Genomic DNA, 25,340 nt, shown 5'->3' on the forward strand with positions numbered 1-25,340 from the left:
GCCGTGCCCGCCCGCCCCCGCCCGGGTCGTCGTCAGCGGATCAGACCGCCGGGACGCGCCCCTCGCCGTCCTCGCCGTCCGCGCCGCGGGCGGCGGAGAGCTCGCCCACCCGCGCGTCGTGCGCCCGCACGTCCGCGTCGCCGCGGCGCAGGAGCGCGTACAGCGGGGCCTGGATGAAGAGCGTGGAGAGCGTGCCCACGATGATGCCCACGAACAGGGCCAGGGCGATGTCCCGCAACGTGCCGGCCCCGAGCAGTCCGGCGCCGATGAACAGGATGGAGCCCACGGGCAGGATGCCGACGATCGAGGTGGTGATCGAGCGGACGAGCGTCTGGTTCACGGCCAGGTTCACGTTCTGCGCGAACGTGCGGCGGGGGTCCTCGTGGTCCGTGGCCGTGTTCTCGCGGATCTTGTCGAAGACCACCACGGTGTCGTAGAGCGCGTAGGAGAGGATCGTGAGGAAGCCGATGATCGCCGAGGGCGTCACCTCGAACCCCGTCGCCCCGTAGATCCCGGCGGTCAGGGCCACCACGTACAGCATGCCCAGCACGGCGGCGAGCGACATCTTCCACGTGCGGAAGTACAGGGCCATGAACAGGGTCACCAGCACCACGAACACGATCAGGCCGATGAGCGCCTGCTGGGAGACCGCCTGGCCCCAGGTCGGGCCGACGAACGTGGAGGTGACCTGGTCCTGTCCCACCCCGTAGGCGCCCTGGAGGTTCTCGGCCACCTGGCGGGTCTGCGCGTCGTCGAGCTGTTCGGTCTGCACGCGCATGGTGCCGGGCGCGATGTCGGTGACCGTGGGGTCCGAGTCCGGCACCACGTCGGCGACGGCCTGCCGTCCGGGCTCCACGTCCGTGGACTGGGCGGAGGAGACGGTGAACTCCGAGCCGCCCTTGAACTCGATGCCGAGGTTGTACCCGCCGCGCAGCGCGGTCAGGCCCGCGGCGAGGGCCAGGAGGATCCCGGCGAGGGCGAACCAGCGCCCCCAGCGCTGGACGAAGGGGTAGGAGGTCCGCCCCGAGTAGAGGTCGTTGCCCCAGGCTGCGAAGCGGTTCACGGCGTGTCCTCCTGTGCGGCGGCGCGCTCGGCGCGCCGGCGTTCGGCGATGGTCATGGGGGCCGCCCCGCGGCGCCCGCGGGACGGGCCGGCGAGGACGGACGCGGCGGCGTGCGCGCCCGAGGCGGGGGCGCCGTCCTCCTCGGCGGAGGTTCCCGGCGCGGCGACCCGGGGCTCCCGGAGGCGGCCCGCGCCCTGGTACAGCGCCGGCTCCTCCCCCAGCAGCGAGGGGTCCAGCCCGGACATGCGGTGCCCGCCGCCGACGAAGCGGGTCTGCGCGAGCAGCTGCATGATCGGGTGGGTGAACCAGAAGACCACGATGAGGTCGGCGATCGCGGTGAGGCCCAGGGTGAAGGCGAAGCCGCGGACGTTGCCCACAGCCACGAAGTAGAGCACGACGGCGGCGAGCAGGTTCACGGCCTTCGACGCGGCGATGGTGCGCTTCGCGCGCTTCCAGCCCTCGTGGACGGCGACGTCCACGGTGCGGCCCGCGCGCAGCTCGTCCTTGATGCGCTCGAAGTAGACGATGAACGAGTCGGCCGTGAGGCCGATCGCCACGATCAGGCCCGCGATGCCGGCCAGGGAGAGGCGGTAGTTGTCCGTCCAGCCGAGGATGGCGATGGCGAGGTAGGTCAGGAGTCCGGCCACCACGATCGAGGCGAACGTCAGCAGGCCGAGGGCGCGGTACTGGAAGAGCTGGTAGACGGCCACCAGGGCGAGGCCGATGAGGCCCGCGATCAGGCCCCAGAACAGCTGGTCCTGGCCGAGGGTGGCAGAGATCTGCTGTTCGGACTCGATGGAGAAGGAGATGGGCAGCGAGCCGTAGCTGAGCTGCTCGGCGAGCTGAGCGGTGGACTCCTCCGTCATGCTGCCGCCGCTGATCTGCGCGCTGCCGTTGGTGATGACGCCGTTGGACTGCGGCGCGGAGATGACCTCGCCGTCCAGGACCATGGCGAACTGCTTGCGCGGGTCGCCCTCCGGGTACGGGGTCAGGCGCTGCGTGACCTCGGCGAAGGTCTTGGCGCCCTCGGCGTCGAAGTCGATGTTCACGACCCACTGGTTCGTGGACACGCCGCCCGTCGCCTGGGCCATGCCGTTGGTGGCGCCGTCGATCTGGGTGCCGGGGATGACCACGGGGCCCAGGAGGTACTTCACGGACGGGGAGACGATGCCGCCGTCCGTCTCCTCCGCCGGCTGGCACGCCACGATCGCCTGGTCCGCGGGCTGGGCCGGGGCGGAGGGATCGCGGGGCACGGTGCAGTCCGCGCGCTGGAACTCGTCGGCGAGCTCGGGCGTCAGCCGGTTCGGGTCGTAGGCGTCCGTCGGCTCCGCGGTGGGCTTCGGGAACTGGTCAACGGGAATGAGCTGGTCCTCGGGGGTGGCCTCGCCGGGGGCGGCCTGCAGCACGGGGCGGAACACCATGTCCGCAGAGGCCTGGATGAGGCGGCGCGTCTCGTCGTCGGGCACGCCGGGGAGGGAGACCACGACGTTCTCGGCGCCCTGGGTGGCCACCTCGGCCTCGGCCACGCCGGAGCCGTCCACGCGCTGGCGGATGATCTCCACCGCCTGCTGGAGCTGCTCGGGGGTGGCCTCCTCACCGGAGGCGGTCTGCGGGGCCAGCACCATCTGCGTGCCGCCCTCGAGGTCCAGGGCCAGCTTCGGGGCCCAGCTCGCCTGGCCGGAGGCCACGCCGAAGCCGAGGATCGCCGTGAGCGCCACGACCAGGGCGGCCAGCCAGGCCAGGGTGCGCGCGGCTGAGCCGGTGGGGGATGTCTTCGCCATGCTTCAGGTGCTTCCGTCCGCGTCGGGGGCGGGCCGTGACCGGGCCGCCGGGTGGGTCTCAGGGGCGGTCGGTCCGCGGGGCGGTGCCCTCGTGGCCGGGGTCCACGACGTCGGCCGCCGTGGAGCCGGACGCGGCACTCTCCGGAGCGACGCGCGGGTCGGTGGTCGGCGCGGCGGTCGGCTCGGCGAGGACGGGACCGTCGGCCGCGGCATCGACGCCGGTGGGCTCCACGACGCTGGCGATGTCCTGGAGGTGGAAGTCCATGCGGATCCCGGGGGCGACCTCGAGGGTCGCGCGCTGCTCGGACTCGTCGAGGCGCACCACGCGGCCGAAGATGCCGGAGGTGGTCATGACCTCCTGGCCCGGGGTGAGGCCGCGGCGCATCTCCGCCTGCTGCGTCTGCACCTTCTTCGCGCGGCGCATGGAGATGAACATGAGCACGGCCAGGGCCGCGAACATGAGCAGAATGAACATGCTGGAGCCGCCGCCGGCGGGCTGTGCGGCCGCCGCGGGGGCCAGGGCGGGGAGGGCGTGGTCGAGCGAGGACATGCGTCGGGCTCCGTCAGTCGAGGTCGGGGTCCGGGCCAGTCTAGGGGCCGTCCCCGCCCGGGCCGCTCAGGCGGAGCCGGGGGCTGCCGGCGCCGTCAGCCCCAGGTGCTCCCACGCTCCAGCCAGCGCGACGCGGCCACGCGGCGTGCGGGCCACCATCCCCTCGCGGATGAGGAAGGGCTCGGCCACCGTCTCCACGGTCTCCATCTCCTCGCCCACCGCGGTGGCCAGGGTGGACAGGCCCACCGGCCCCCCGCCGAACGTGGTGCACAGCGCGGTGAGCACCGCGCGGTCGAGGCGGTCCAGCCCGCGGGCGTCCACCTCGTACATGGTGAGGGCGGCCGAGGCGGCCTCGGCGTCCACGGACTCCAGGCCCTTCACGAGCGCCCAGTCCCGCACGCGGCGCAGCAGCCGGTTGGCGATGCGCGGGGTGCCGCGCGAGCGGGAGGCGATCTGCCGGTAGCCGTCCGTGTCCACGCGCATGTCCAGCAGCAGGGCGGAGCGGCGCAGCACGCGCTCCAGCTCCTCCTCCGCGTAGAACTCGAGGTGGCCGGTGAAGCCGAACCGGTCCCGCAGGGGGCTGGGCAGCAGGCCCGCGCGGGTGGTGGCGCCCACGAGCGTGAAGGGCGGCAGCTCGAGCGGGATCGAGGTGGCGCCGGCGCCCTTGCCCACCACGATGTCCACGCGGAAGTCCTCCATGGCCATGTAGAGCATCTCCTCGGCCGGCCGGGACATCCGATGGATCTCATCGAGAAAGAGCACCTCCCCCTCGGTGAGCGAGGAGAGGATGGCCGCGAGGTCGCCGGCGTGCTGGATGGCCGGGCCGGAGGACAGGCGCAGCGGGGCGTTCATCTCCGCCGCCACGATCATGGCCAGCGTGGTCTTGCCGAGGCCGGGCGGGCCGGAGAGGAGCACGTGGTCCGCCGCGCGGTCCCGCAGCCGGGCCGAGGCCAGCATGAGGTCCAGCTGCTCGCGCACGCGCATCTGCCCCACGAACTCGTCGAGGTGCTTCGGCCGCAGCGCCGCCTCGAGCCGGCGCTCCTCCGCGTCCGCCTCGGGGGCGGTCATGGGCCGCTCGGCCATGCTCACCGGCCCCCGCGTGCGGCGCCGGCGGTGCCGACGTCGCGCAGGGTGGCGCGCAGCAGCGCGGCGACGTCGCGGGAGTCCTCGAGCTCCGGCCGGGCGGCGACGGTGGCGGCCACGGCCTTCTCGGCCTCCTTCTCGGACCAGCCCAGGCCCGCCATGGCCGCGACGACGTCGGCGTGCCACGCGGTCGCGGCGGCCTCCTCGGCGACGGGGGCGTCCTCCTCCGGGACCTGCTCCCCCGTGGGGGCCAGCCGACCGGAGAGCTCCACGATGATCTTGCGCGCCATCTTCGGGCCGATGCCCGGCACGCGCGTGAGGGCCTTCTCGTCCTCCTCTGTGACGGCGCGACGCACGGCCTCCGGGTGGTGCACCGCGAGGATGGCCAGGGCCAGGCGCGGGCCCACCCCGTTGGCGCCGATCAGCACCTCGAACACCTCGCGCTCGTGGCGGTCGGCGAAGCCGTAGAGGGTCAGCGCGTCCTCCTTGACCACGAGGTGCGTCTGGACGTGGCCGGGGCGGCCCTCGTGCAGGGTGGCGAGGGTCTGCGGGGTGGAGTGGAAGAGCACGCCCACGCCGCCGGTCGCGATGACGGCGCGATCCAGCGCCACGTGCTCCACGGTGCCGCTCAGGGACGCGATCATGCTGGGCCTTCCGACGTCGAGGGGGACGCATTCGAACATATCATCGAACGTCCCGCGATCCCGGCATCCGCCCGGCCCCCGGCGAGGGCGCGGGGTCAGCGGCGCCTGCCGCCCGTCGAGCGCTCCGCGGCGAGCCACGCCCGCTGCGCCGCCGTCATCTCCCCGGCCCGCGTCGGCAGGGGGACCCGGGCCGCGGAGTGCGATCGTCCCGCCCGCGAGGCCATGTCGGCCGTGTCCATGCCGGTCTGCCCGGCCGCGTGGCCGAGGGCGGTGCCGCGCCAGCCGTGGGCGATGGCCAGCGCGAGGGCGTCGGCGGCGTCGGCCGGCCGCGGCGGGGCGTCGAGCCGGAGGATGCGGGTGACCATCGTGGTGACCTGCTCCTTGCCCGCGTCGCCGTGGCCGGTCACCGCCGCCTTCACCTCCGAGGGGGTGTGCAGCCCCACCGGGATCCCGGCGCGCGCCGCCGCCGCGATCGCCACGCCGGCCGCCTGGGCAGTGCCGAGCACGGTAGGCGTGTTGTTGTTGGCGAACATGCGCTCCACGGCGGCGCGGTCGGGCCGGTGGCACGCCAGGATGCGGGTCACGGCCTCGTCGATCCGCAGCAGCCGCTGGTCGAGGGAGGTCCCGGGCGGGGTGCCCACGACCTCCACGTGCACGAGCGCGGCCCGACGACGGGCGTCCACGTCCACGACGGCGATCCCGCAGCGGGTGAGCCCGGGGTCCACCCCCAGGATCCGGACGACGTCGGCGGGCCGCGTCACGGCGGTGCTGCTCAGTCCTCGTCCAGCTGGGCGAGGATCTCGGGGGCGATGTCCACGTTCGAGTAGACGTTCTGCACGTCGTCGAGCTCCTCGAGCGCGTCCACGAGCCGCAGGAAGGTGCCGGCGCCCTTGGCGTCCTCCAGCTGCACCTTCATGGTGGGGATGAACTCGACCTCGTCGGTCTCGTACTCGACCGAGGCGGCGTCGAGCGCCTCGGCCACCGCGCGCAGGTCAGAGGGATCGGAGACGATCTCGAAGTCCTCCCCGGCCTCCACGACCTCCTCGGCGTCCGCGCCGCCCTCGAGGATGGCCTCGAGGAGCGAGTCCTCGGTGTTGCCCTCGGCCGGCAGGCGCACGACGCCCTTGCGCGTGAAGAGGAAGGAGACGGAGCCGGAGTCGGCCATCGTGCCGCCATTGCGGGTCACGGCCACGCGCACCTCGGAGGCGGCGCGGTTCTTGTTGTCCGTGAGGCACTCCACGAGCAGGGCGGAGCCCTGGGGGCCGCGCACCTCGTACATGATCTCGACGTAGTCGATGACCTCGCCGGTCAGGCCCGCGCCGCGCTTGATGGCGCGGTCGATGTTGTCGTTGGGGACCGAGTTCTTCTTGGCCTTGCTGACGGCCAGGTCCAGGGCCGGGTTGCCGGACATGTCCGCGCCGCCGGCGCGGGCGGCGACCTCGATGCCCTTGATGTACTTGGCGAAGGCCTTGGCGCGACGCTGGTCGATCACGGCCTTCTTGTGCTTGGTGGTGGCCCACTTGGAATGTCCGGACATGCACGCCTCCTGGCTTCGACTGCTGGCTCGACGGCCCAGTCTAGCCAGCGGGCCCGCACCCGCCGACGTCGGCCGCCGTCGTAGGGTGCCCGTATGACCTCCCTCACCGACACCCTCCCCGAGGGCCATCCCCTGCTGAGCCCCTCGGCCCTCCCCCACGAGCTGCCCGACTTCGCCGCGTGCTCCGACGCCGATCTCGCCGCCGGCATCCGCCAGGGCATGGCGGAGCAGCGCGCCGAGGTGGAGGCGATCCTCTCCTCCCCCGATGCCCCGACCTTCGAGAACACCGTGCGGCCGCTCGAGCTCTCCGGGGCCCTGCTGCGCCGCGTCGCCGCCGTGTTCTTCACGCTCGTCGGCGCGGACGGCACAGAGGCCCGCCAGGCCCTGGCCCAGGAGCTCTCCCCCGAGCTCGCCGCGCACGAGGACGCCCTGCTGCTGGATCCGCGGCTGGCCGAGCGGGTCGCCGCGATCGACGCCGGCTCCCTCTCGGGCGAGGACGCCCGCCTGCTCGAGGTGCTCCGCCAGCGGCTCGACGTCGCCGGCGCCCACCTGGGCGGCGCGGAGCGGGAGGAGCTGCAGCGCATCAACGGCGAGCTCGCCTCCACGTCCTCCGCCTTCACGCGCCGCCTCGTCGCGGACACCGCCGCCCGTGCCGTGCTCGTCACGGACCGCGAGCGCCTCGCGGGCCTCGGCCAGGACGACGTCGACGCCGCCGCCGCCGCAGCGGTGGAGGCCGGGCACCGCGCGGCGGACGCCCCCGCGGGCGAGGGCCCGTGGCTGCTGACCCTCTCCCTGTTCACCTCCCAGCCCTGGCTGGCGGACCTCGAGGACGAGGCGCTGCGCCGGGAGGTGTTCGAGGCCTCTGTGGGCCGCGGCGCGTCGGGGGAGAACGAGACCCTGACGCTGGCGATGGAGATCGTGCGGCTGCGGCTGCGCAAGGCCCGCCTGCTGGGCGCCTCGTGCTGGGCGGAGCAGGCCCTCAAGGACCGCTCGGCGCCGTCCGTGGCTGCGGTGGAGGAGCTGCTCTCCGCCATGGCTCCGCGGGCCATGGCCAACGCCCGCCGGGACGCCGCCGTCGTCGCGGGCACGGGTGACGGCGCGGCCGAGGTGGCCCCGTGGAACTGGCCGCACCTGTCCGCGCGGCACGCGCGGGAGGCGTTCGCGGTGGACACCGCGGCCCTGCGCCCGTACTTCGAGCTGGACCGCGTGCTCACGCAGGGCGTGTTCGCCGCGGCGGGGGCGCTGTACGGGCTCACGTTCACCGAGCGCCCGGAGCTGGCGCGGCACCTGTACCGCCCCGGCATGCGGGTCTGGGAGGTCGCCCGCGAGCGCGGCGAGTCCGTCGGCCTGTTCGTGGGCGACTTCTTCGCCCGGGCCACGAAGTCGGGCGGCGCGTGGATGCACACGGTGCGGGACAAGTCCGAGGCCCTCGGCGAGAAGCCGGTGGTGTTCACCACCATGAATGTGCCCGCCCCGGCGGAGGGCCGCCCGGCGCTGCTGACCCTGGACGAGACCACCACCCTGTTCCACGAGTTCGGCCACGCCCTGCACGGCCTGCTGGCTGAGGGCGAGTACCCCTCGCTGACCGGCACGGCCGTGCCGCGGGACGTCGTGGAGTTCCCGAGCCAGGTGAACGAGATGTGGATCCGCGAGCCGCAGATCCTGGCCGCGTACGCGCGCCACGTGGAGACCGGCGAGGAGCTGCCCGCGGGCACCCTGGAGAAGCTCGAGGCCGCGGACCTGTGGGGCGAGGGCTACCGCACGGTGGAGTACCTGGGCGCCACGCTGATCGACTGGGCGTGGCACACCCTCACGGAGGAGACCGTGGACGCGGCCACCGCGGATCCGGCGGCGTTCGAGCGCAGGGTCCTCACGGAGGCGGGCATCGACCCGGACCTCGTGCCCCCGCGCTACGGCACCGGCTACTTCAAGCACATCTTCGGCTCGGGCTACGCGGCGGGGTACTACTCGTACGTGTGGGCCGAGGTGCTGGACGCGGACGCCGTGGAGTGGTTCCGGGAGAACGGCGGCCTCACGCGGGAGAACGGCGATCGCTTCGCAGCGGAGCTGCTCGCGCGCGGCAACACGCGGGACCTGCTCGAGTCCTACCGCGCCTTCCGCGGGCGGGACGCGGAGCTGGAACCGCTGCTGCGGCGCCGGGGGCTCACCGAGGGCTGAGCGCTGCCCCGTGACCGGGGACGAGCAGTCATGAGGATGGCCGGAACCGGCCCGGTTCCGGCCCGGTCTCCGGCCATCGGCAGGACACCGCCGCCGTGACACGAACGCAGGTGGAGGGTGTCGCCTCGCGGGCCGGTCTCACCGGTAGGGCGCACACTCCCGGACATCGGCACGGCTCCTCCATCCTGGACGCGGCACCAGCCCGCCGTCGGGCAGCGACCACCTGCGGGACACGACAGTCGATCCGTCACGCAGTGTCAGCGTGGTCTCCGACCGCCCGGGCGCCTCCCTGATCCGCACCCGGCGGTCGACGACGGCGTCGATCACCTGCCGTGCGAAGTCCAGGTCGTCGTCGTCCACGCCGATCTCGAAGCGTGCACACCCGTCCACGGAGATCGTCAGTCCCATCACAGCGGTCCCCTCCGGCTCGGCGAGGTCACCGCAGACCTGCATCTCCGCCGCGTCCCTCCGGTGGGGCACAAGGTCCAGCACGATCATGTCCGCGCCGGCGAGGTCAGCGAGTGAGATCCGCGCCGACCCACGACGCACCTCCCGAGCGTGGCCGTACAGCTCCTCCGTCCCCCCTCGTGACACCTCGAGCGGGACCTCGACTCGCTCCCGGCGCCTCCACCACGACGTCATACGCGGCGGGTGCCGGGCCGGCTCGCGCCGAGCACCGCGCGCAGCCAGCCGCGCACGGTGGTGTCCCACTTCTTGGGGTCCACGTTCTGCTCGCGCGTGTGGCGGGCGCGCTGGAACCGCACGAACCGCACGAGCTCGGGGTTGCGCTCGGCCAGGTCCATGGACGGGCCCACGGGCACGTACTCGTCGTCCTCGGAGTGCAGGATCAAGGTGGGCACCCGCACCTGCTCGGCGCGGGTCACCCAGTCCATCGCCTTCAGGTCCACGGGGGCCGCGAGGCCGGTGACGAACCGGCCGGCCCGATTGGAGAGCAGCCACTGGCCCAGCAGGCCGATCGCCTCCGGGATGCGGTTGAGCTTGGCCTGGTGCTCGAGCACGTCCATCCAGTCGACCACCGGGCCGGTGAGCACCACGGCCCGCACATGAGGGGCCAGCGCGGAGCGGTCCACACACTGCAGCGCCACCGCCCCGCCCATCGACCAGCCGAACAGCACGACGTCCTCGGCCCCCTGCTCCATCGCGTACCGGATGGCGGCCTCCACGTCCTCCCACTCCGTGGTGCCGAGCCCGTAGCGCGCGTCCGGGGCGTCGGGGGCGTCGCCGTCGTTGCGGTAGGAGATCAGCAGGGATGTCATGCCGAGTCGCTGCGCCGTGGGCACCGCGCGGATGCCCTCGTTGCGGCGGGCGCCCCGGCCGTGCACCATCACGGCCCACAGCCCCTCGCCGGACCGGGCGTCCTGATCCGCCTCCGGGTCCACGCGCCAGGCCGGGGCGCAGCCGTTCGGCACGGGGACGAGCACCTCGGCGGCCTCGAGTCCGGCGTCGGCCGGGGTGGGGTACACGAACGCGGTGAAGCGCCCCTTCACGGCGGCCCGCAGCTCGCCGGCGTAGACCTCCTCCACGACGCGCTGCACCGTGCCGTCGCGCGGGTCGAACGAGGTGATGGCACCGATCCGCGCGCAGCCGGCGCCGCCGTCGAAGGTCAGCGAGTAGGTGCCGGGGACGGTGGTGTACTCGTCGGCCGGCAGGATGACCTCGGGCCCGTCCTCCCCGTCCACGACGGCCAGGATCGCCGTCGACTCCGCGTGCTGGCGGACGGGCGTCACCACCGTGCGGGCGAAGACGCCCGCGAGCGCGGAGCTGGCCCCGGCCACGACGAACGCCCCGGAGAGGGCCACGCTGCCCACCACCGGGGACCAGCGCGCCATGGGCGCGGCGATCGCCACGGAGCCGCGCACGGTGCCCTTCACCCCTCGGCGCACCAGGCGCTGCGCGAGGGGCACGGCTCCGCGAGCGCGGGACCGGTGGCGGCGGGGGCGACGGCGGCAGGAGGAGGCCATGAGTGCATTCTCGACCACGCACGCGCGGGCGGGCCAATCCGCGCCGATCCGGCCGGCCCGGCGGGGAACAGGGCGAGCGGCGCGGGCGTTGTGCGGACCATGAGCACCCACGAGACCGCATCCCCGGACACCCCTCCCCACGCCGCCCCGCCCGGGACGCCGCACACCGCGGCCCTCACCGAGCAGGAGTGGGCGCGCCGCCTCACCCCGGAGGAGTTCCAGGTCCTGCGCCGCGCCGGCACGGAGCGCCCCTACACGGGCGAGTACTGGGACTCCCACGTGCAGGGCGTGTACGCGTGCCGCGCGTGCGGGGCGGAGCTGTTCCGCTCGGACGAGAAGTTCGACTCCCACTGCGGCTGGCCCTCCTTCTTCGCACCCCTGGCCGAGGACCGCGTGGAGTACATCAAGGACGAGACCCTCGGCATGCAGCGGATCGAGGTGCGCTGCGCCGGGTGCGGCTCCCACATGGGCCACGTGTTCCAGGGCGAGGGCTACGGCACGCCCACGGACCTGCGCTACTGCATCAACTCGATCTCGCTGCGCCTCAGCCCGTCCGACGTGCCCTCCGCCGACGCGTCCGACACGCCGGGCGGCGCGGCGTGAGCGCCCCGGGGGCGCCGACGTCGCCCGCCGACCTGCGCGCCTTCGCCTCCGACAACTACGCGGGCGTCCATCCGGACGTGTGGGCCGCCATGCTGGACGCGGACGCGGGCCACGCGCGGGCCTACGGCGAGGACCCCGTGACGGCGGCGCTGCAGGAGCGCGTCCGCGCGACCTTCGGCGAGCGGGCCTTCGCGCTGCCGGTGTTCAACGGCACGGGCGCGAACGTCGTCGCACTGCGGGCCCTGACGCCCCCGTGGGGAGCGGTGGTGTGCGCTAGCCACGCGCACATCGCCACGGACGAGGGCGGCGCCCCCGTGCAGGTCGGCGGGCTCTCCCTGCTCCCGGTCCCCACGGGCGACGACGGCAAGCTCACCCCTGCGCTCCTCACGCCCGTGCTGGGCTCCTTCGGATTCGTCCACGCGGTGCAGCCGGCCGTGGTGGAGATCGCCCAGGCCACCGAGGTCGGCACCGTGTACTCGGCGCAGGAGGTGCGGGCGCTCGCCGACGCCGCCCACGCCGCCGGGCTGAGCGTCTACATGGACGGCGCCCGCCTGTGCAACGCGGCCGCCGCCCTGGGTGTGCCCCTGCGGGAGTTCACCACCGACGCCGGCGTGGACGCGGTCTCCTTCGGCGGCACGAAGAACGGTGCGCTGGGCGCGGAGGCCGTGGTCGTGCTGAACCCGGATGCCGTGGCCACCGCGGCCATGATCACCGACCGCGACGTGCCGGGCCGCGAGCGCGACGCGGACTCCGCGGCGCAGATGTCCCTGGGGTACCTGCGCAAGTCCTCGATGCAGCTGGCCTCGAAGCAGCGCTACCTCTCCGCGCAGCTGCTGGCCCTGCTCACCGACGACCTCGGCGTGCGCCTGGCGGACCACGCCAACGCCATGGCCCGCCTGCTGGCCGAGCGCGTGTCCGCGCTCGAGGGGGTGGAGCTCTCCCGTCAGCCCGAGGCCAACGCGGTGTTCGCCGTCCTGGACCCGGCCGCCGCCGACGCGGTGCGCGCCCGTTACCCGTTCTACGACTGGAACCCCGCCACCGGCGAGGTGCGCTGGATGACGTCGTGGGACACCTCCCGGGAGGACGTCGCCGGGTTCACGGACGCGCTCGGCCAGGCCCTGGCGGCCCGGCGCTGAGGGCCGCCGACGGCGCGCCCTGCGCCGCGACGCGCACCGGCCCGCCTACGCTGTCGGGCATGACCGTCACCGGGGCGCCCCACGCCGCGCGCGCCGAGGTGCCCGCGGAGTTCCGCCGGGCGCTCGCCGAACTGCGCGACGCCCGGCCCCGCACCCCCGTGCGCCTGCGCGAGATCCCGGCCCCGCCCGGTCTCGCCCCGCACGCCGTGGCCCTGGCCGCGGACGTGTGCGAGGACGTCACCGCGGAGGACCCGGCCGGCCCCGTGCTGGCCACGGGCCGCTTCGTGCTCCTGCACGATCCGGCCGGCTCGCCGCAGTGGCGGGGCCGGTTCCGCGCGGTCACGTACATCCGGGCGAGCCTGGAGCCCGACGTCGCCACGGACCACCTCGCCGGCGCCGTCGCCTGGACCTGGCTCGTGGAGGCCCTGGAGACCCGGCACGCCGAGCACACCGAGGCCGGAGGCGTGGCCACGCGCCAGCTCGCGGAGAGCTTCGGCACCCTGGCCGGTGAGCCGGACGTGACGGACATCGAGCTGCGTGCCTCCTGGACCCCGAGCGGGCGAGACCTCGGGGCGCACCTGGAGGCGTGGTCGGACATGATCTGCGCCTTCGCCGGCCTGCCGCCCGAGTCCGCCGCTCTCCCCCACCCCACCCACTGACGACCCACCAGCAGGAGCACTCCATGACCCAGGCCGCGTCCGCACCGGGACAGCCGTCCCCCGACGAGGCCGCCGGGGAGGCCCCCGCGCCCCGGCTCATCACCGAGCCCGAGGGCGGGACCCCGCATGTGACCGACACCCCCGCCGGGCTCGAGGCCTGCGCCCGCGCCATCGCGGCGGGCACCGGACCGGTGGCCGTGGACGCCGAGCGCGCCTCCGGCATCCGCTACGGCCAGCGCGCGATGCTCGTGCAGCTCAAGCGCGCGGGCGCGGGCATCTGGCTCGTGGACCCGGAGGCCTTCGACGGCCTGGGGCCGCTGGCCGAGGCCCTGAGCGGGGTCGAGTGGGTCCTCCACGCGGCCAGCCAGGACCTGCCCTGCCTGGCCGAGCAGGGGCTGCGCCCGGACGCCCTGTTCGACACGGAGCTGGCCGCCCGCCTGGCCGGGCTGCCCCGCGTGGGCCTGGCCGCCGTCCTGGAGGCGATGCTCGGGGTCACCCTGGCCAAGGAGCACTCGGCGGCGGACTGGTCCACCCGGCCGCTGCCCGAGGGCTGGCTGGCCTACGCGGCCCTCGACGTCGAGCTGCTCGTGCCGCTGAGGGACGCGCTCGCCGCGCTGCTGGAGGAGCAGGGCAAGACGGAGTGGGCGCGCCAGGAGTTCGAGGCCGCCCGGCTGGCGCCCCCGCCCGCCCCGCGCACGGACCCGTGGCGCCGCACTTCCGGCTCGCACAGCCTGCGCCGACCCGCACAGCTGGCCGTGCTGCGCCGCCTGTGGGAGGCCCGCGAGGAGCTGGCCCGACACCGGGACGTCGCCCCCGGCCGGCTCATCCCCGACCGCTCGCTGGTGGCCGCCGCCACCGCGCAGCCCCGCACGGTCCCCGCGCTGCGGGACACCTCCGGCTTCCATGGCCGCTCCGCGTCCCGGGAGGCGCCCCGCTGGATCGCCGCGATCCGCGCCGGGCTCGAGGACGCCGCCGACGGCGCAGCCCCGCCCCTGCACGTGCGCGGCGGGGACGCCCCGCCGCCGCCGCGGGCGTGGCGCGATCGCGACCCGCTCGCCGACCGGAGGCTCAAGACCGCGAAGGCGCGCGTGGCCCGCCGCGCGGAGCAGCTCGACATGCCCACCGAGAACCTGCTCACCCCGGACACGCTGCGCCGGATCTGCTGGGAGCCGCCCACGCCGCTCACCCCCGAGTCCGTGGAGGACGCCCTCCGCGAGCGCGGGGCGCGGCCGTGGCAGGTGGAGAACGTGGCCGCGGTCCTGACCGTGGCCCTGCTGGATCCGGACCCCGTGGAGGACTGAGCGGCGTTCCTGGGACGGCGCGTCACGGTTAGAGTGAGAGCCATGACACAACGCCCCGCTCCCCTGGACGCCTTCGGCCACCTGCCCGGAATCACCCCGGACGAGGTCGTCACCCACATCGAGGTCACCGACCACGCGCTGCCCGGCGGCGTGGGCACCCTCGCCCTCCTCACCCTGGACAACGGCCAAGGCCCGAAGCGGCCGGCGACGCTGGGCCCGGCCTCGCTGCTGGGGCTCGCCCGCGCCCTGGACGCCCAGGCTGCGCGGGCCGTGGCCGGCGAGATCCAGGCCCTGGCGGTCACCGGCACGGGGGGCACCTTCGCCGCCGGCGCCGACCTCTCGCTGATCGCGGGCATCGAGGACGCCGGGGACCCGCAGGCGGGCATCGGCCGCGACCTGGCCCGGCTCGGCCACGCCGCCTACGACCGGCTCGACGCGTTCCCCGCCCGGACCTTCGCCTTCGTCAACGGGACGGCGCTCGGCGGCGGGCTCGAGCTCGCCCTCGCGGCCGAGCACCGCGTGGTGGCCGCGGGCGCCAAGGGCTTCGGACTGCCCGAGGTCCGGCTGGGCCTCGTGCCCGGCTGGTCCGGCGTGTGGCGCATGCCGCACCTGATCGGCCCCGAGGCCGCCGTCGGCGTCCTGGTGAAGAACCCGCTGGACAACAACCGGACCCTGGACGCGAAGGCCGCGTACGAGCTGGGGCTCATGGACGCGGTGGCCGAGGGCGACCTGCTGGAGGCCGGTCTGGCGTTCGCCGCGCGCATCCTCACGGGCGAGGGCCAGACCGAGGAGGCGCAGTCCGAGCACCACGGCCGCGACGTCTCCGACGCAGCGTGGGAGCGCGCGCTCGCGGCGCTCGAGCAGCTCCAGGCCGCGCGCCCGGGGCGCCACCTCCCGGCGCGCCGCCACGTCGAGGAGCTGTTCGTCGGTGCCCGCACGCGCACGCGCGAGGAGTCGGCCGAGCACGAGGCCGAGGCGCTCCAGGAGCTCATCGGCTCCCCCGAGTTCCGCCGCACCGTGTACGCGTTCCTGGACGTCGTCCAGCGCCGTGCGAAGAGGCCGGCGGGCGATCCCGGGGCGGACCAGGCCCGCGAGGTCCGCAAGGTCGGCGTGGTCGGTGCGGGCCTGATGGCCGGTCAGCTGGCCCTGGTGTTCGCGCAGCAGCTCGGGGTGCCCGTCGTGATGACGGACATGGACGCCGAGCGTGTCGAGCGCGGCCTCGCCGGCGTGCAGGGGCAGATCGAGAAGCAGGTGGCCAAGGGCCGGATGAGCGCGGAGCAGGGCGAGGCGCTCGCCGGGCTCATCACCGCGGACACGGACAAGTCCGTCTACGCGGACGCCGACGTCGTCATCGAGGCCGTGTTCGAAGAGCTCGAGGTCAAGCGCGCGGTGTTCCGCGAGCTGGAGGGCATCGTGCGCCCGGACGCGATCCTGGCGACCAACACCTCCAGCCTGTCCGTGGCCGCGATGGCCGAGGTGCTCCAGAACCCGGAGCGCCTCGTGGGCTTCCACTTCTTCAACCCGGTGGCCCAGATGCCGCTCATCGAGATCGTCCGCGTGGCCGAGACCTCGGACGAGGCCGTGGCCACCGCGTTCGAGCTGGCCCGCCGCCTCCGCAAGACCGGCGTGCTCGTCAACGACGCGGCGGCCTTCGTGGTCAACCGCGTGCTGCTGCGCATGATGGGCGAGGTGCAGAACTCCTTCGACGAGGGCACCGACGCGCACACCGCCGACCACGCCCTGGACGAGCTGGCCCTGCCGATGACCCCGTTCACGCTCCTGGCGATGGTGGGCATCCCCGTGGCGCAGCACGTCTCCGAATCGCTGCAGGCCGCCTTCGGGGCCGAGCGCTTCCCGGTGTCCGCGAACCTCCAGCGCCTCATCGACGCCGGCAAGACCGCGATCTGGGCCAAGGACGTGCGCGGCGGCGCCGAGAGCGAGGAGGCCGCCGGCGCGACGGGCGAGGAGATCCCGGCCGCGACCGCCGCGCTGCTCGAGCAGGGCGACGCCCCGCAGACGGCCGAGGAGCTGCTGCACCGCGTGGAGGACGCCCTGGCCGAGGAGATCGGCCTGCTGCTGGAGGAGGAGGTGGTGGCCGCCCCCGAGGACGTGGACCTGTGCATGATCCTGGGCGCCGGCTGGCCGCTGCACCTGGGCGGCATCACGGGGTACCTCGACGACTCCGGCGCGTCCGAGCGGGTCAACGGGACGCGCTTCCACGGCTGAGGCCGGCATCCCGGCGCCGGCGGCCCCGTCACCGCGGAAGGGTGGCGGGGCCGCCGGCGTACCGCTCCCACGGCAGCGGCGGCACGAGGGCGCGCACGTTCGGCGTCGGATGGGCGCTGGCCGGGTGGCAGGTCATGTCCCTGGCGGCGCTGGTGCCCGCCCCGCCTCACTCCACCGGCAGTCCGGCGAACGTCACCAGCTGCGCGCCCAGCCCGGCGAGCGCCTCGTCCCTGCCGGCCACCGGCGCGGACGCCGTCCCGCCACCCCAGTCCGAGGCCGTCACGGCGCCCTCGCGCACGTGATGCGAGCCGATCACCACGCCCTCGCTCACCACGTCCACCCGCACGCCGCCCTCGGCCCCCGCACCGGCATCGCCGCCGGCCGGCCGCAGCGTCGCCTCCGGCATGCGCACCGGCCCCTGCAGCGGGGATGCCTCCTCGAGCCGCACGAACGTGAGCGCCGCCTCGGCCGCGGGTCCCATCAGCAGGTGCTCCGCGTAGGAGGGCACGACGTCCTCCCCCAGCCCCGCGCGCTCGCGCTCGATCCGCACGCGCTGCTCCGTGGCGGAGTCCTCATAGGACGTCCAAACCCACGTCGCCCCGTCGTCGGTGAAGGCCACCTGGCTCTGCGCGAAGAACCGATCCGGCAGGTCCGGGGTCGCCGCGCGCTGCACCGCGGTGGGGGCGAAGCCCATGCGGGAGGTGAGCACGCCCTCGGCGAGCCGCCGGAACAGGAAGCCCACGTGCTCCCCGCGCAGGGTCACGGCCTCCCAGCGCTCGAACGGGGTCAGGTCGAAGGCGGGGCGGGCGGTGTCGGCCACGGCGGGTCTCCTGGTCTCGGTCGGTCTCGCCGCGCTCTCACGCACGACGACGGCGGGTCGGCTCACGATCCTCTCACCCTCCCCCGCGCACCGCACGCGGGGAGGCGCCCGGTCCGCCGAGTGGAACAATGGGGGTATGACCACGCAGGACACCCGCTCTTCCCAGCCCGCCCCCGCCGCCGAGACCGGCTGCTGCGGCCACTGCGCCCCCCAGGACGCCCAGCCCGGCACCACCCGCCGCACCGTGCTCGGCCGCGGCGCCGCCGTCGCCGCCGTGGGTGCCGGCTCCCTCGTCCTCTCCGGCTGCACGGATGAGATCCGCGCGGAGGACACGGCGCAGGACCACTACGTCGGCGCCGCCAGGACGCCCGCCCTCGCCGTCTCGGAGCTGCCCGTGGGCGCCACGACGTCCGTGGAGGTGGAGGGCCGCACGCTGCTGATGCACCGCGTGGACGAGTCCACGGTGACCGCGTACTCGAACGTGTGCACGCACCAGGGCTGCCTGCTCCAGGTGGTGGACCGCCCCGAGGGGACGGCCTACGCGTGCCCGTGCCACGGCTCCCACTTCGACGTGGAGACCGGCAAGCCCTTCGGCGGCCCCGCGCGCCAGCCCCTCATGGACTACGAGGCCGCCATCGACGGCGACCAGGTGGTCGTCAAGCTCTGAGCCCGCGCACGCCCGGAACCGAGCGGCGCGGCGAGTCCTGGGAGATCAGACGTCGTCGCCGCGCTCCCGCCCGGGGCCTGCCGGCGCGGCGAACTCCTCCATGCCGAAGCGCCGGCGCGGCAGCAGTCCCTCCGGGGCGGCGTGACCGGCGTACGGATCGGGCCGGCCCCGCCGGCTGGGCGCGGGCGTGCGGCTGCCCCGCGACGGCGGCAGCGCCGCGACCTCGCGCCGGTTGGGGTCCCAGCCGGGCTGCTCACGCCGCCGCGCCGGGTAGTAGCGGTGCCGCCACCAGAACCAGATGAGCGCCCCGAGCACCGGCAGGATCAGCATGGACACGACCCACGGCAGGCGGGCCCGGTGGTCGAGGGGGCCGCGCGCGAGCGAGACGAGCCCGCCCACCCAGATCGCCCCCGCGGTCAGGGACACGCTCCACCCCAGGGCCATCTCGGCCGGCGAGGGCACGAGGGGCATCAGAACAGCGCCACCTTCTCCGGGCCCGGGAAGAGCGCGTCGAGCTCCGCGAGGTCCTCGGCCGTGGGCTCCCAGTCGGAGGCCTTCGCGTTCTCGGCGACCTGCTCGGGACGCGTGGCCCCCGCGATCACGGACGCCACCGGCCCCTGCGCGGCGAGCCAGCCGACGGCCGCCTGCACCTCGGTGATGCCGCGCTCGCGCGCGAACGCCCCGAACGCGGCCAGCTGCTCCAGGTCCGCCTCGTCCACCATGTGCTGCCGCACGTGGGAGAGCCGTGAGCCCTCGGGCGCCGCACCCTGCGAGTACTTCCCCGTCAGCAGGCCGTTGGCCAGCGGGAAGTAGGGCAGCACGCCCAGGCCGAACTCCGCGGCCGCGGGGACGACCTCCAGCTCGGCGCGGCGGTCCAGGAGGTTGTAGTGGTTCTGCGCCGAGACGAACCGCTCGGTGCCGAGCTCGCGCGCCACGTACTCGGCCTGCGCGATCTGCCAGCCGGTGCGGTTCGAGTGCCCGACGTAGCGGACCTTGCCCGCCCGCACGAGGTCGTCGAGCGCCCGCAGCGTCTCGTCGATCGGCGTGCCGGGATCGGGCGTGTGGAACTGGTACAGGTCGATCCACTCGGTGCCGAGCCGGCGCAGCGACGCCTCCACCGCCCTGACGATGTACGCGCGCGAACCGCGGGCGCCGCCGTCGGGCCCGTTCGCCCCGCCCATCTCCATGCCGAACTTGGTGCCCAGCACCACCTCGTCGCGGCGGGAGCCCAGGGCGGTGCCGAGGCGCTCCTCGGAGAGGCCGGGCTCGGCGCCGTAGATGTCCGCGACGTCGAAGAAGGTGATGCCCGCATCCAGCGCGGCGCCGACGACGGCGTCGGTGCCCGCCTGCTCCATCGTGGCGGTGCCGGGACGGCCCAGGTTGTTGCAGCCCAGCCCGACCACGGAGACGGTGAGGCCGGAGCGGCCCAGTCGCACGGTGCGCATCGCTCAGGCCTCCCGGGTCTCGGCCGCAGCGTCCACGACGTCGGCGTCCGCCTCCGCGTCCGCCGCACCATGGGCCGAGGCGTCCGCCGGGCGCAGGTCCCCGCGGTGCACCTCCACCTTGTTCGGCTGGACGCCGTGCGCGCGCTTGGCGGCGGCCGGGATCTCCGCCTCGGCCTTGGCAGCGTGGGGCGTGCGGACGATGAGCACGAGCCGGCCCTCCTCCTCCGCGACGTCCTCGACGTCGCCGAGACCGCGCCACGCGAGCTGGTGGGTGATCTCCGAGCGCAGGGCGTCCGCGTGCTGAGCCTCGATCGGCGTGCTCGTCCGCCCCCGCAGGCGGTAGGTCACGGACAGCGTGGTCAGGGCGTCGTCGGCGAGCTCGGCGAAGCCCTCCTCGCGGCCCTGCGCCACGAAGGCGGCCAGCAGCTCCTCGCCCTCGGCGTCGTCGGCCACGGGCTGGTCCCCCACCGTGCCGACCGCGCCGACGCGGCCGTGGTGCACGGTGAACTGCCCGGAGCCGGGCTCGCACCACGCCTCGCGGTACTCGAAGCGGCGCGTGCCGTCCTCGGCGGTGACGTCGCGGTACAGGCGGACGATGCTCATGGGGTGCTCCTGGCGTCGGGGGTTAGTGGGTGGGGAGGGCGACGACGGCGGCCGGCGCTCAGCGATCGGACGTGCGCCGCGCGTCCTCGGGGCTGGACGGGGCCACGCCGGGCATGCCGGACTCCGGCACGGCGCCGGACACGGGCCGCGCGTACGGCACCTTGGCGCCCAGCACCTGGGCCACGGTGTCCTGCGCGATGCGCTGGGCGGTCAGGCCGACGCGGTCCAGCACCTCGGCGCGCGTGCCGTGGGCGAGGAACTCGACGGGCAGGCCGACCTCGTTCAGGGCGGTGTCCACGCCCGCGGCACGCATCTCCTGGCGGATGCGGGAGCCCACGCCGCCGGCGCGGACGCCGTCCTCGAGGCACACCACGATCCGGTGGCGCGCGGCCAGGCGGATCACGGACCCGGCCACCGGCAGGACCCACCGGGGATCCACGACGGTGGCGGTGATGCCCTGGCGGCTCAGGCGCTGCGCGACGTCGAGCCCGAGCTCGGCCATCGCGCCGACGGCCACGATCAGCACGTCGCGGTCGGCGTCGTCCTCGTGGGCGGCCGGGCCGATCCGGGAGAGCACGTCCGTGCCGTCCTCGAGGCGCTCGAGGGCGCGCACGGGCTCGCCCACCGAGCCCTTCGCGAAGCGCACCACGGTGGGCGCGTCGGTCACCGCCACGGCCTCGCGCAGCTCCTCGCGCAGGGTCTCGGCGTCGCGCGGGGCCGCGATCCGCAGCCCCGGCACGGTCTGGAGCAGGGCGAGGTCCCACATGCCGTGGTGGCTCGGGCCGTCCGGGCCGGTCACGCCGGCGCGGTCCAGCACGAACGTCACCCCGGCGCGGTGCAGGCCCACGTCCATGAGCACCTGGTCGAACGCGCGGTTGAGGAACGTGGCGTACACGGCCACCACGGGGTGCAGGCCGCCGAAGGCCATGCCCGCCGCGGAGGTGACGGCGTGCTGCTCCGCGATGCCGACGTCGAACACGCGGTCCGGGAACTCCAGGGCCATGGGCGCCAGGCCCACCGGGTTCATCATGGCGGCCGTGATGGCCACGACGTCCGGGCGCTCGCGGGCGATGTCCACCATCTCCTCGCCGAACACGTTGGTCCAGGACTGCGCCGTGTCGGACGTGACGGGCTCGCCCGTGGACGGGTCGATCCGGCCGATCGCGTGGAACTGGTCCGCCTCGTTCGCCACGGCCGGTGCATAGCCGTGGCCCTTCTCGGTCATGGCGTGCACGATCACGGGTCCGCCGTAGGCGCGGGCGTCCTCGAGGGCCTCCTCCATGGCCTCCACGTCGTGCCCGTCGACGGGGCCGATGTACTTCATGCCCAGGTCCTCGAACAGGCCCTGCGGCGCCCAGAGGTCCTTGAGGCCCTTCTTCGCCGCGTGCAGCGGGCGGTAGAGGAGGTGGCCCGCCGTGCCGCCCTCCTGCAGGCGGCGCTTCATGTAGTCCAGGGTCTGCTCGTAGCGCCGGTGCGTGCGGACCTTGTCCAGCACTCCGCGGCGCAGCCCGCCGAGGTGGTCGGCCAGGCCGCCCACGGTGGGGGCGTACGAGCGGCCGTTGTCGTTCACCACGATCACCACGCGCCGGTTGCGATCGCCGGCGATGTTGTTGATCGCCTCCCAGGCCATGCCGCCGGTGAGGGCGCCGTCCCCGATCACCGCGACCACGGTGCGGTCCCGCTGGCACGTCTGCCACCACGCACGGGCGATCCCGTCGGCCCAGGAGAGGGAGGAGGAGGCGTGCGAGGACTCGACGACGTCGTGCTCGGACTCGGCGCGGTCGCCGTAGCCGGACAGGCCGCCCTGCTGCCGCAGCGTGGTGAAGTCCTGGCGCCCCGTGAGCAGCTTGTGCACGTAGGACTGGTGGCCCGTGTCGAAGATGACCGCGTCCCGCGGGGAGGAGAACACGCGGTGCACGGCGAGCGTCAGCTCCACCACGCCGAGGTTGGGGCCGAGGTGGCCGCCCGTCTGGGAGACGTGGGCGATGAGGAACGCGCGGATCTCCGCCGCCAGCCGCGTCAGCTCCTCCTCGGAGAGGCCCTCGAGGGCCTCCGGAGACGTGATCTGGGGCAGCAGGGGTGCACCGGTGTCCTGGGGGCGGCTGGCGCGAGACGGCTCGTTCATAGTCCGTCCAGGGTACTCCGCTCCCCGCGCGCGGGCGCGGAGGCCGAGGACGACGCCGGCCCGCCGCCTCCGCGTGGGAGGCGACGGGCCGGCGTCGGGCGGCCCCGCGGACGGGGCCCGTGCGCGGATCAGGCCTTGGCGACCATCTGGCGCAGCACGTACTGCAGGATGCCGCCGTTGCGGTAGTAGTCGGCCTCACCGGGGGTGTCGATGCGCAGGACCGCGTCGAACTCGGTGACCTTGCCGTCCTCGCCGGTGGCGGTGACCTTCAGGGACTTCGGCGTGCGGCCCTCGTTGAGCTCCGTCACCCCGGCGATGTCGAAGGTCTCGGTGCCGGAGAGGCCCAGGGAGTCCGCGGACTCGCCGGACGGGAACTGCAGCGGGAGCACGCCCATGCCGATGAGGTTCGAGCGGTGGATGCGCTCGAAGGACTCCGCGATGACGGCCTTCACGCCCAGGAGCGCGGTGCCCTTCGCGGCCCAGTCACGGGACGAGCCGGAGCCGTACTCCTTGCCGCCCAGCACCACCAGCGGGGTGCCCGCGGCGGCGTAGTTCTGCGCCGCGTCGTACACGTAGGCCTGCGGGGCGCCGTCCTGGGAGAAGTCGCGGGTGAAGCCGCCCTCGATGCCGTCCAGGAGCTGGTTCTTGATGCGGATGTTCGCGAAGGTGCCGCGGATCATCACCTCGTGGTTGCCGCGGCGCGAGCCGTACGAGTTGAAGTCCTTGCGCTCCACGCCGTTCTCCAGCAGGTAGCGGCCCGCCGGGGTGTCCGACTTGAACGAGCCCGCCGGGGAGATGTGGTCGGTGGTGACCGAGTCGCCCAGCTTCAGCAGCACGCGGGCACCGGCGATGTCCTCCACCGGCTCCGGCTGCGCCTGCATGCCCTCGAAGTACGGGGGCTTGCGGACGTAGGTGGAGTCCGCGTCCCAGGCGAACGTGTCGCCGGTGGGGGTCTCGAGGGACTGCCAGCGCTCGTCGCCGTCGAAGATGGTGCCGTACTGGTTCGTGAACATCTCGGTGTCGATCGACTCGTCGATGATCTTCTGGACCTCGGTGGGGTCCGGCCAGATGTCCTTCAGGAACACGTCGTTGCCGTCCGCGTCCTGGCCCAGGGCCTCGTTCTCGAAGTCGAAGTCCATGGTGCCGGCCAGCGCGTAGGCCACCACGAGCGGCGGGGACGCGAGGTAGTTCATCTTCACGTCCGGGTTGATGCGGCCCTCGAAGTTGCGGTTGCCGGAGAGCACCGCGGTCACGGAGAGGTCGTTCTCCTGGATCGCCTCGGAGATCTCCTGCTCGAGCGGGCCCGAGTTGCCGATGCAGGTGGTGCAGCCGTAGCCGACCACGTTGAAGCCGAGGCCGTTGAGGGACTCGCGCAGGCCCGACTTCTCGTAGTAGTCGGTCACGACGCGGGAGCCCGGGGCCACGGAGGTCTTCACCCAAGGCTTGGAGGTCAGGCCCTTGGCCAGCGCGTTGCGGGCCAGCACGCCCGCGGCCATCATCACCGAGGGGTTCGAGGTGTTGGTGCACGAGGTGATCGAGGCGATCGACACGGCGCCGTGGTCCAGCTGGAACCGGCGGCCGTCCTCCATGGACACGTCCACGAGCTTGGAGGGACGGCCCTCGCCGGCCTCGTCGTCCGTGGCGTAGTTGTGCAGGTCCTTGCGGAACGTCTCCTTGGAGTCGGTGAGCACGATGCGGTCCTGCGGGCGCTTGGGGCCGGAGATCGAGGGGACCACCGTGGAGAGGTCCAGCTCGAGGTACTCCGAGTAGGCGACCTCGGTGGAGGGGTCGTGCCACATCCCCTGCTCCTTGGTGTAGGCCTCCACGAGGGCGACCTGCTCCTCGGAGCGGCCGGTGAGGCGCAGGTACTCGAGCGTCACGTCGTCGATCGGGAAGATCGCGGCCGTGGAGCCGAACTCCGGGGACATGTTGCCGATGGTGGCGCGGTTGGCCAGCGGCACGGAGCCGACGCCCTCGCCGTAGAACTCCACGAACTTGCCCACCACGCCGTGCTGCCGCAGCATCTCGGTGATCGTCAGCACCACGTCGGTGGCGGTGGCGCCGGCCGGGATGGAGCCGGTCAGCTTGAAGCCCACGACGCGCGGGATGAGCATGGAGACCGGCTGGCCGAGCATCGCGGCCTCGGCCTCGATGCCGCCCACGCCCCAGCCCAGCACGCCCAGGCCGTTGACCATGGTGGTGTGCGAGTCGGTGCCGACGCAGGAGTCGGGGTAGGCGCGCAGCACGCCGTCGACCTCGCGGGTCATGACGGTGCGGGCCAGGTGCTCGATGTTGACCTGGTGGACGATCCCCATGCCCGGGGGGACGACCTTGAAGTCGTCGAACGCGGTCTGGCCCCAGCGCAGGAACTTGTAGCGCTCGCCGTTGCGCTCGTACTCGATCTCCATGTTGCGCTCGACCGCCTGGTCGTTGCCGAACACGTCGATCTGCACCGAGTGGTCGATGACCAGCTCGGCCGGGGAGAGCGGGTTCACGCGGGCGGGGTCGCCGCCGAGGTCCTTGATGGCCTCGCGCATGGTGGCCAGGTCCACGACGCAGGGCACGCCGGTGAAGTCCTGCATGATGACGCGGGCGGGGGTGAACTGGATCTCGGTGTCCGGCTGCGCGGAGGGATCCCACGAGGCCAGGGCCTTGATCTGCTCGGCGGTGACGTTGGCACCGTCCTCGGTGCGCAGCAGGTTCTCCAGCAGCACCTTGAGGGAGTAGGGCAGCTTCTCAGCGCCCTCCACCGCGTTGAGGCGGAAGATCTCGTACTCGGCGCCGGCGACGTCGAGGACGCCCTTCGACCCGAAGCTGTCAACAGTGGTCACGGGAGGACTCCTATTCCCGCCCGGGTTCGTCCCGGGCACTCGTCCAGTGGGGGTCGGCACCGGGTCCTCGTCCGTGACGGTCCTCACAGGGCCGTCACCTGAGTCG

Annotated in this window: 22 protein-coding genes; 7 read left to right on the forward strand and 15 right to left on the reverse strand. The window is 74.1% G+C overall.

Annotated features, from left to right (window positions below):
* Positions 1-40: 40 nt before the first annotated feature.
* The 7 genes from secF to AAG742_RS06695 form a co-directional block, all read right to left on the reverse strand.
* The gene (gene secF / locus AAG742_RS06665) at positions 41-1,063 is read right to left on the reverse strand and encodes a protein translocase subunit SecF (RefSeq protein WP_298711141.1); all 1,023 of its coding nucleotides are present in this window, start codon (positions 1,061-1,063) and stop codon (positions 41-43) included.
* Complete coding sequence (gene secD / locus AAG742_RS06670) at positions 1,060-2,844, reverse strand: protein translocase subunit SecD (RefSeq protein ID WP_298711144.1); 1,785 nt, start codon at positions 2,842-2,844, stop codon at positions 1,060-1,062. The genes secF and secD overlap by 4 nt, the downstream gene beginning before the upstream one ends.
* A gap of 58 nt (positions 2,845-2,902) precedes the next feature.
* Complete coding sequence (gene yajC / locus AAG742_RS06675) at positions 2,903-3,394, reverse strand: preprotein translocase subunit YajC (RefSeq protein ID WP_298711147.1); 492 nt, start codon at positions 3,392-3,394, stop codon at positions 2,903-2,905.
* 66 nt (positions 3,395-3,460) lie between these two features.
* The gene (gene ruvB / locus AAG742_RS06680; RefSeq protein ID WP_248115625.1) at positions 3,461-4,477 is read right to left on the reverse strand and encodes a Holliday junction branch migration DNA helicase RuvB; all 1,017 of its coding nucleotides are present in this window, start codon (positions 4,475-4,477) and stop codon (positions 3,461-3,463) included.
* 2 nt (positions 4,478-4,479) lie between these two features.
* On the reverse strand, positions 4,480-5,121 hold the full coding sequence (gene ruvA, locus AAG742_RS06685; protein ID WP_298711150.1) for a Holliday junction branch migration protein RuvA: 642 nt from the start codon (positions 5,119-5,121) through the stop codon (positions 4,480-4,482).
* Positions 5,122-5,216: 95 nt separating this feature from the next.
* Entirely contained in the window at positions 5,217-5,882 is a 666-nt protein-coding gene (gene ruvC / locus AAG742_RS06690; protein ID WP_298711153.1) for a crossover junction endodeoxyribonuclease RuvC, read from the reverse strand.
* Positions 5,883-5,893: 11 nt separating this feature from the next.
* Entirely contained in the window at positions 5,894-6,658 is a 765-nt protein-coding gene (locus AAG742_RS06695) for a YebC/PmpR family DNA-binding transcriptional regulator (protein WP_248115628.1), read from the reverse strand.
* A gap of 93 nt (positions 6,659-6,751) precedes the next feature.
* Here AAG742_RS06695 and AAG742_RS06700 point away from each other — a divergent pair, with 93 nt between their 5' ends.
* On the forward strand, positions 6,752-8,836 hold the full coding sequence (locus AAG742_RS06700; RefSeq protein WP_298711156.1) for a M3 family metallopeptidase: 2,085 nt from the start codon (positions 6,752-6,754) through the stop codon (positions 8,834-8,836).
* 138 nt (positions 8,837-8,974) lie between these two features.
* Here AAG742_RS06700 and AAG742_RS06705 read toward each other — a convergent pair whose 3' ends face one another.
* Positions 8,975-9,385 carry a hypothetical protein gene (locus tag AAG742_RS06705; protein WP_343281954.1) on the reverse strand — a complete coding sequence of 137 codons (411 nt, stop codon included), beginning with the start codon at positions 9,383-9,385 and terminating at the stop codon, positions 8,975-8,977.
* 89 nt (positions 9,386-9,474) lie between these two features.
* Entirely contained in the window at positions 9,475-10,818 is a 1,344-nt protein-coding gene (locus AAG742_RS06710; protein ID WP_298711161.1) for an alpha/beta fold hydrolase, read from the reverse strand.
* A 99-nt stretch (positions 10,819-10,917) separates the two neighbouring features.
* On the opposite strand from AAG742_RS06710, the gene msrB reads away from it, so the two are divergent.
* From msrB to AAG742_RS06735, 5 genes are read left to right on the forward strand one after another with little or no spacing between them, the layout of a single operon-like run.
* A complete protein-coding gene (gene msrB / locus AAG742_RS06715) occupies positions 10,918-11,421 on the forward strand; it encodes a peptide-methionine (R)-S-oxide reductase MsrB (protein WP_298711163.1) in 504 nt (167 codons plus the stop codon).
* On the forward strand, positions 11,418-12,557 hold the full coding sequence (locus AAG742_RS06720; protein WP_298711165.1) for a beta-eliminating lyase-related protein: 1,140 nt from the start codon (positions 11,418-11,420) through the stop codon (positions 12,555-12,557). The genes msrB and AAG742_RS06720 overlap by 4 nt, the downstream gene beginning before the upstream one ends.
* A 59-nt stretch (positions 12,558-12,616) precedes the next feature.
* On the forward strand, positions 12,617-13,216 hold the full coding sequence (locus AAG742_RS06725) for a DUF3000 domain-containing protein (RefSeq protein ID WP_298711168.1): 600 nt from the start codon (positions 12,617-12,619) through the stop codon (positions 13,214-13,216).
* Positions 13,217-13,239: 23 nt separating this feature from the next.
* Positions 13,240-14,517, forward strand: a complete 1,278-nt coding sequence (locus AAG742_RS06730) for a ribonuclease D (protein WP_298711171.1) — start codon at positions 13,240-13,242, stop codon at positions 14,515-14,517.
* Positions 14,518-14,559: 42 nt separating this feature from the next.
* The gene (locus tag AAG742_RS06735; RefSeq protein WP_298985525.1) at positions 14,560-16,743 is read left to right on the forward strand and encodes a 3-hydroxyacyl-CoA dehydrogenase NAD-binding domain-containing protein; all 2,184 of its coding nucleotides are present in this window, start codon (positions 14,560-14,562) and stop codon (positions 16,741-16,743) included.
* A 166-nt stretch (positions 16,744-16,909) separates the two neighbouring features.
* Here AAG742_RS06735 and AAG742_RS06740 read toward each other — a convergent pair whose 3' ends face one another.
* Positions 16,910-17,563: a hypothetical protein gene (locus tag AAG742_RS06740; RefSeq protein WP_248115637.1), complete on the reverse strand. Its 654-nt coding sequence runs from the start codon at positions 17,561-17,563 to the stop codon at positions 16,910-16,912.
* Between the two features lie 136 nt (positions 17,564-17,699).
* Here AAG742_RS06740 and AAG742_RS06745 point away from each other — a divergent pair, with 136 nt between their 5' ends.
* Complete coding sequence (locus tag AAG742_RS06745; protein WP_248115638.1) at positions 17,700-18,230, forward strand: Rieske (2Fe-2S) protein; 531 nt, start codon at positions 17,700-17,702, stop codon at positions 18,228-18,230.
* 45 nt (positions 18,231-18,275) lie between these two features.
* Here AAG742_RS06745 and AAG742_RS06750 read toward each other — a convergent pair whose 3' ends face one another.
* The 5 genes from AAG742_RS06750 to acnA form a co-directional block, all read right to left on the reverse strand.
* Positions 18,276-18,701 carry a PLD nuclease N-terminal domain-containing protein gene (locus AAG742_RS06750; protein WP_248115639.1) on the reverse strand — a complete coding sequence of 142 codons (426 nt, stop codon included), beginning with the start codon at positions 18,699-18,701 and terminating at the stop codon, positions 18,276-18,278.
* Positions 18,701-19,675, reverse strand: a complete 975-nt coding sequence (locus tag AAG742_RS06755; RefSeq protein WP_248115640.1) for an aldo/keto reductase — start codon at positions 19,673-19,675, stop codon at positions 18,701-18,703. Before AAG742_RS06755 ends, AAG742_RS06750 begins: the two co-directional genes overlap by 1 nt.
* A 3-nt stretch (positions 19,676-19,678) precedes the next feature.
* A complete protein-coding gene (locus tag AAG742_RS06760) occupies positions 19,679-20,278 on the reverse strand; it encodes a hypothetical protein (protein WP_248115641.1) in 600 nt (199 codons plus the stop codon).
* A gap of 58 nt (positions 20,279-20,336) precedes the next feature.
* Positions 20,337-22,403 carry a 1-deoxy-D-xylulose-5-phosphate synthase gene (gene dxs, locus AAG742_RS06765; protein ID WP_298711177.1) on the reverse strand — a complete coding sequence of 689 codons (2,067 nt, stop codon included), beginning with the start codon at positions 22,401-22,403 and terminating at the stop codon, positions 20,337-20,339.
* Between the two features lie 128 nt (positions 22,404-22,531).
* On the reverse strand, positions 22,532-25,234 hold the full coding sequence (acnA, locus tag AAG742_RS06770) for an aconitate hydratase AcnA (protein ID WP_298711179.1): 2,703 nt from the start codon (positions 25,232-25,234) through the stop codon (positions 22,532-22,534).
* Positions 25,235-25,340 lie beyond the last annotated feature (106 nt).

The sequence above is a fragment of the Micrococcus sp. 2A genome (assembly GCF_039519235.1).
GTDB lineage: Bacteria > Actinomycetota > Actinomycetes > Actinomycetales > Micrococcaceae > Micrococcus.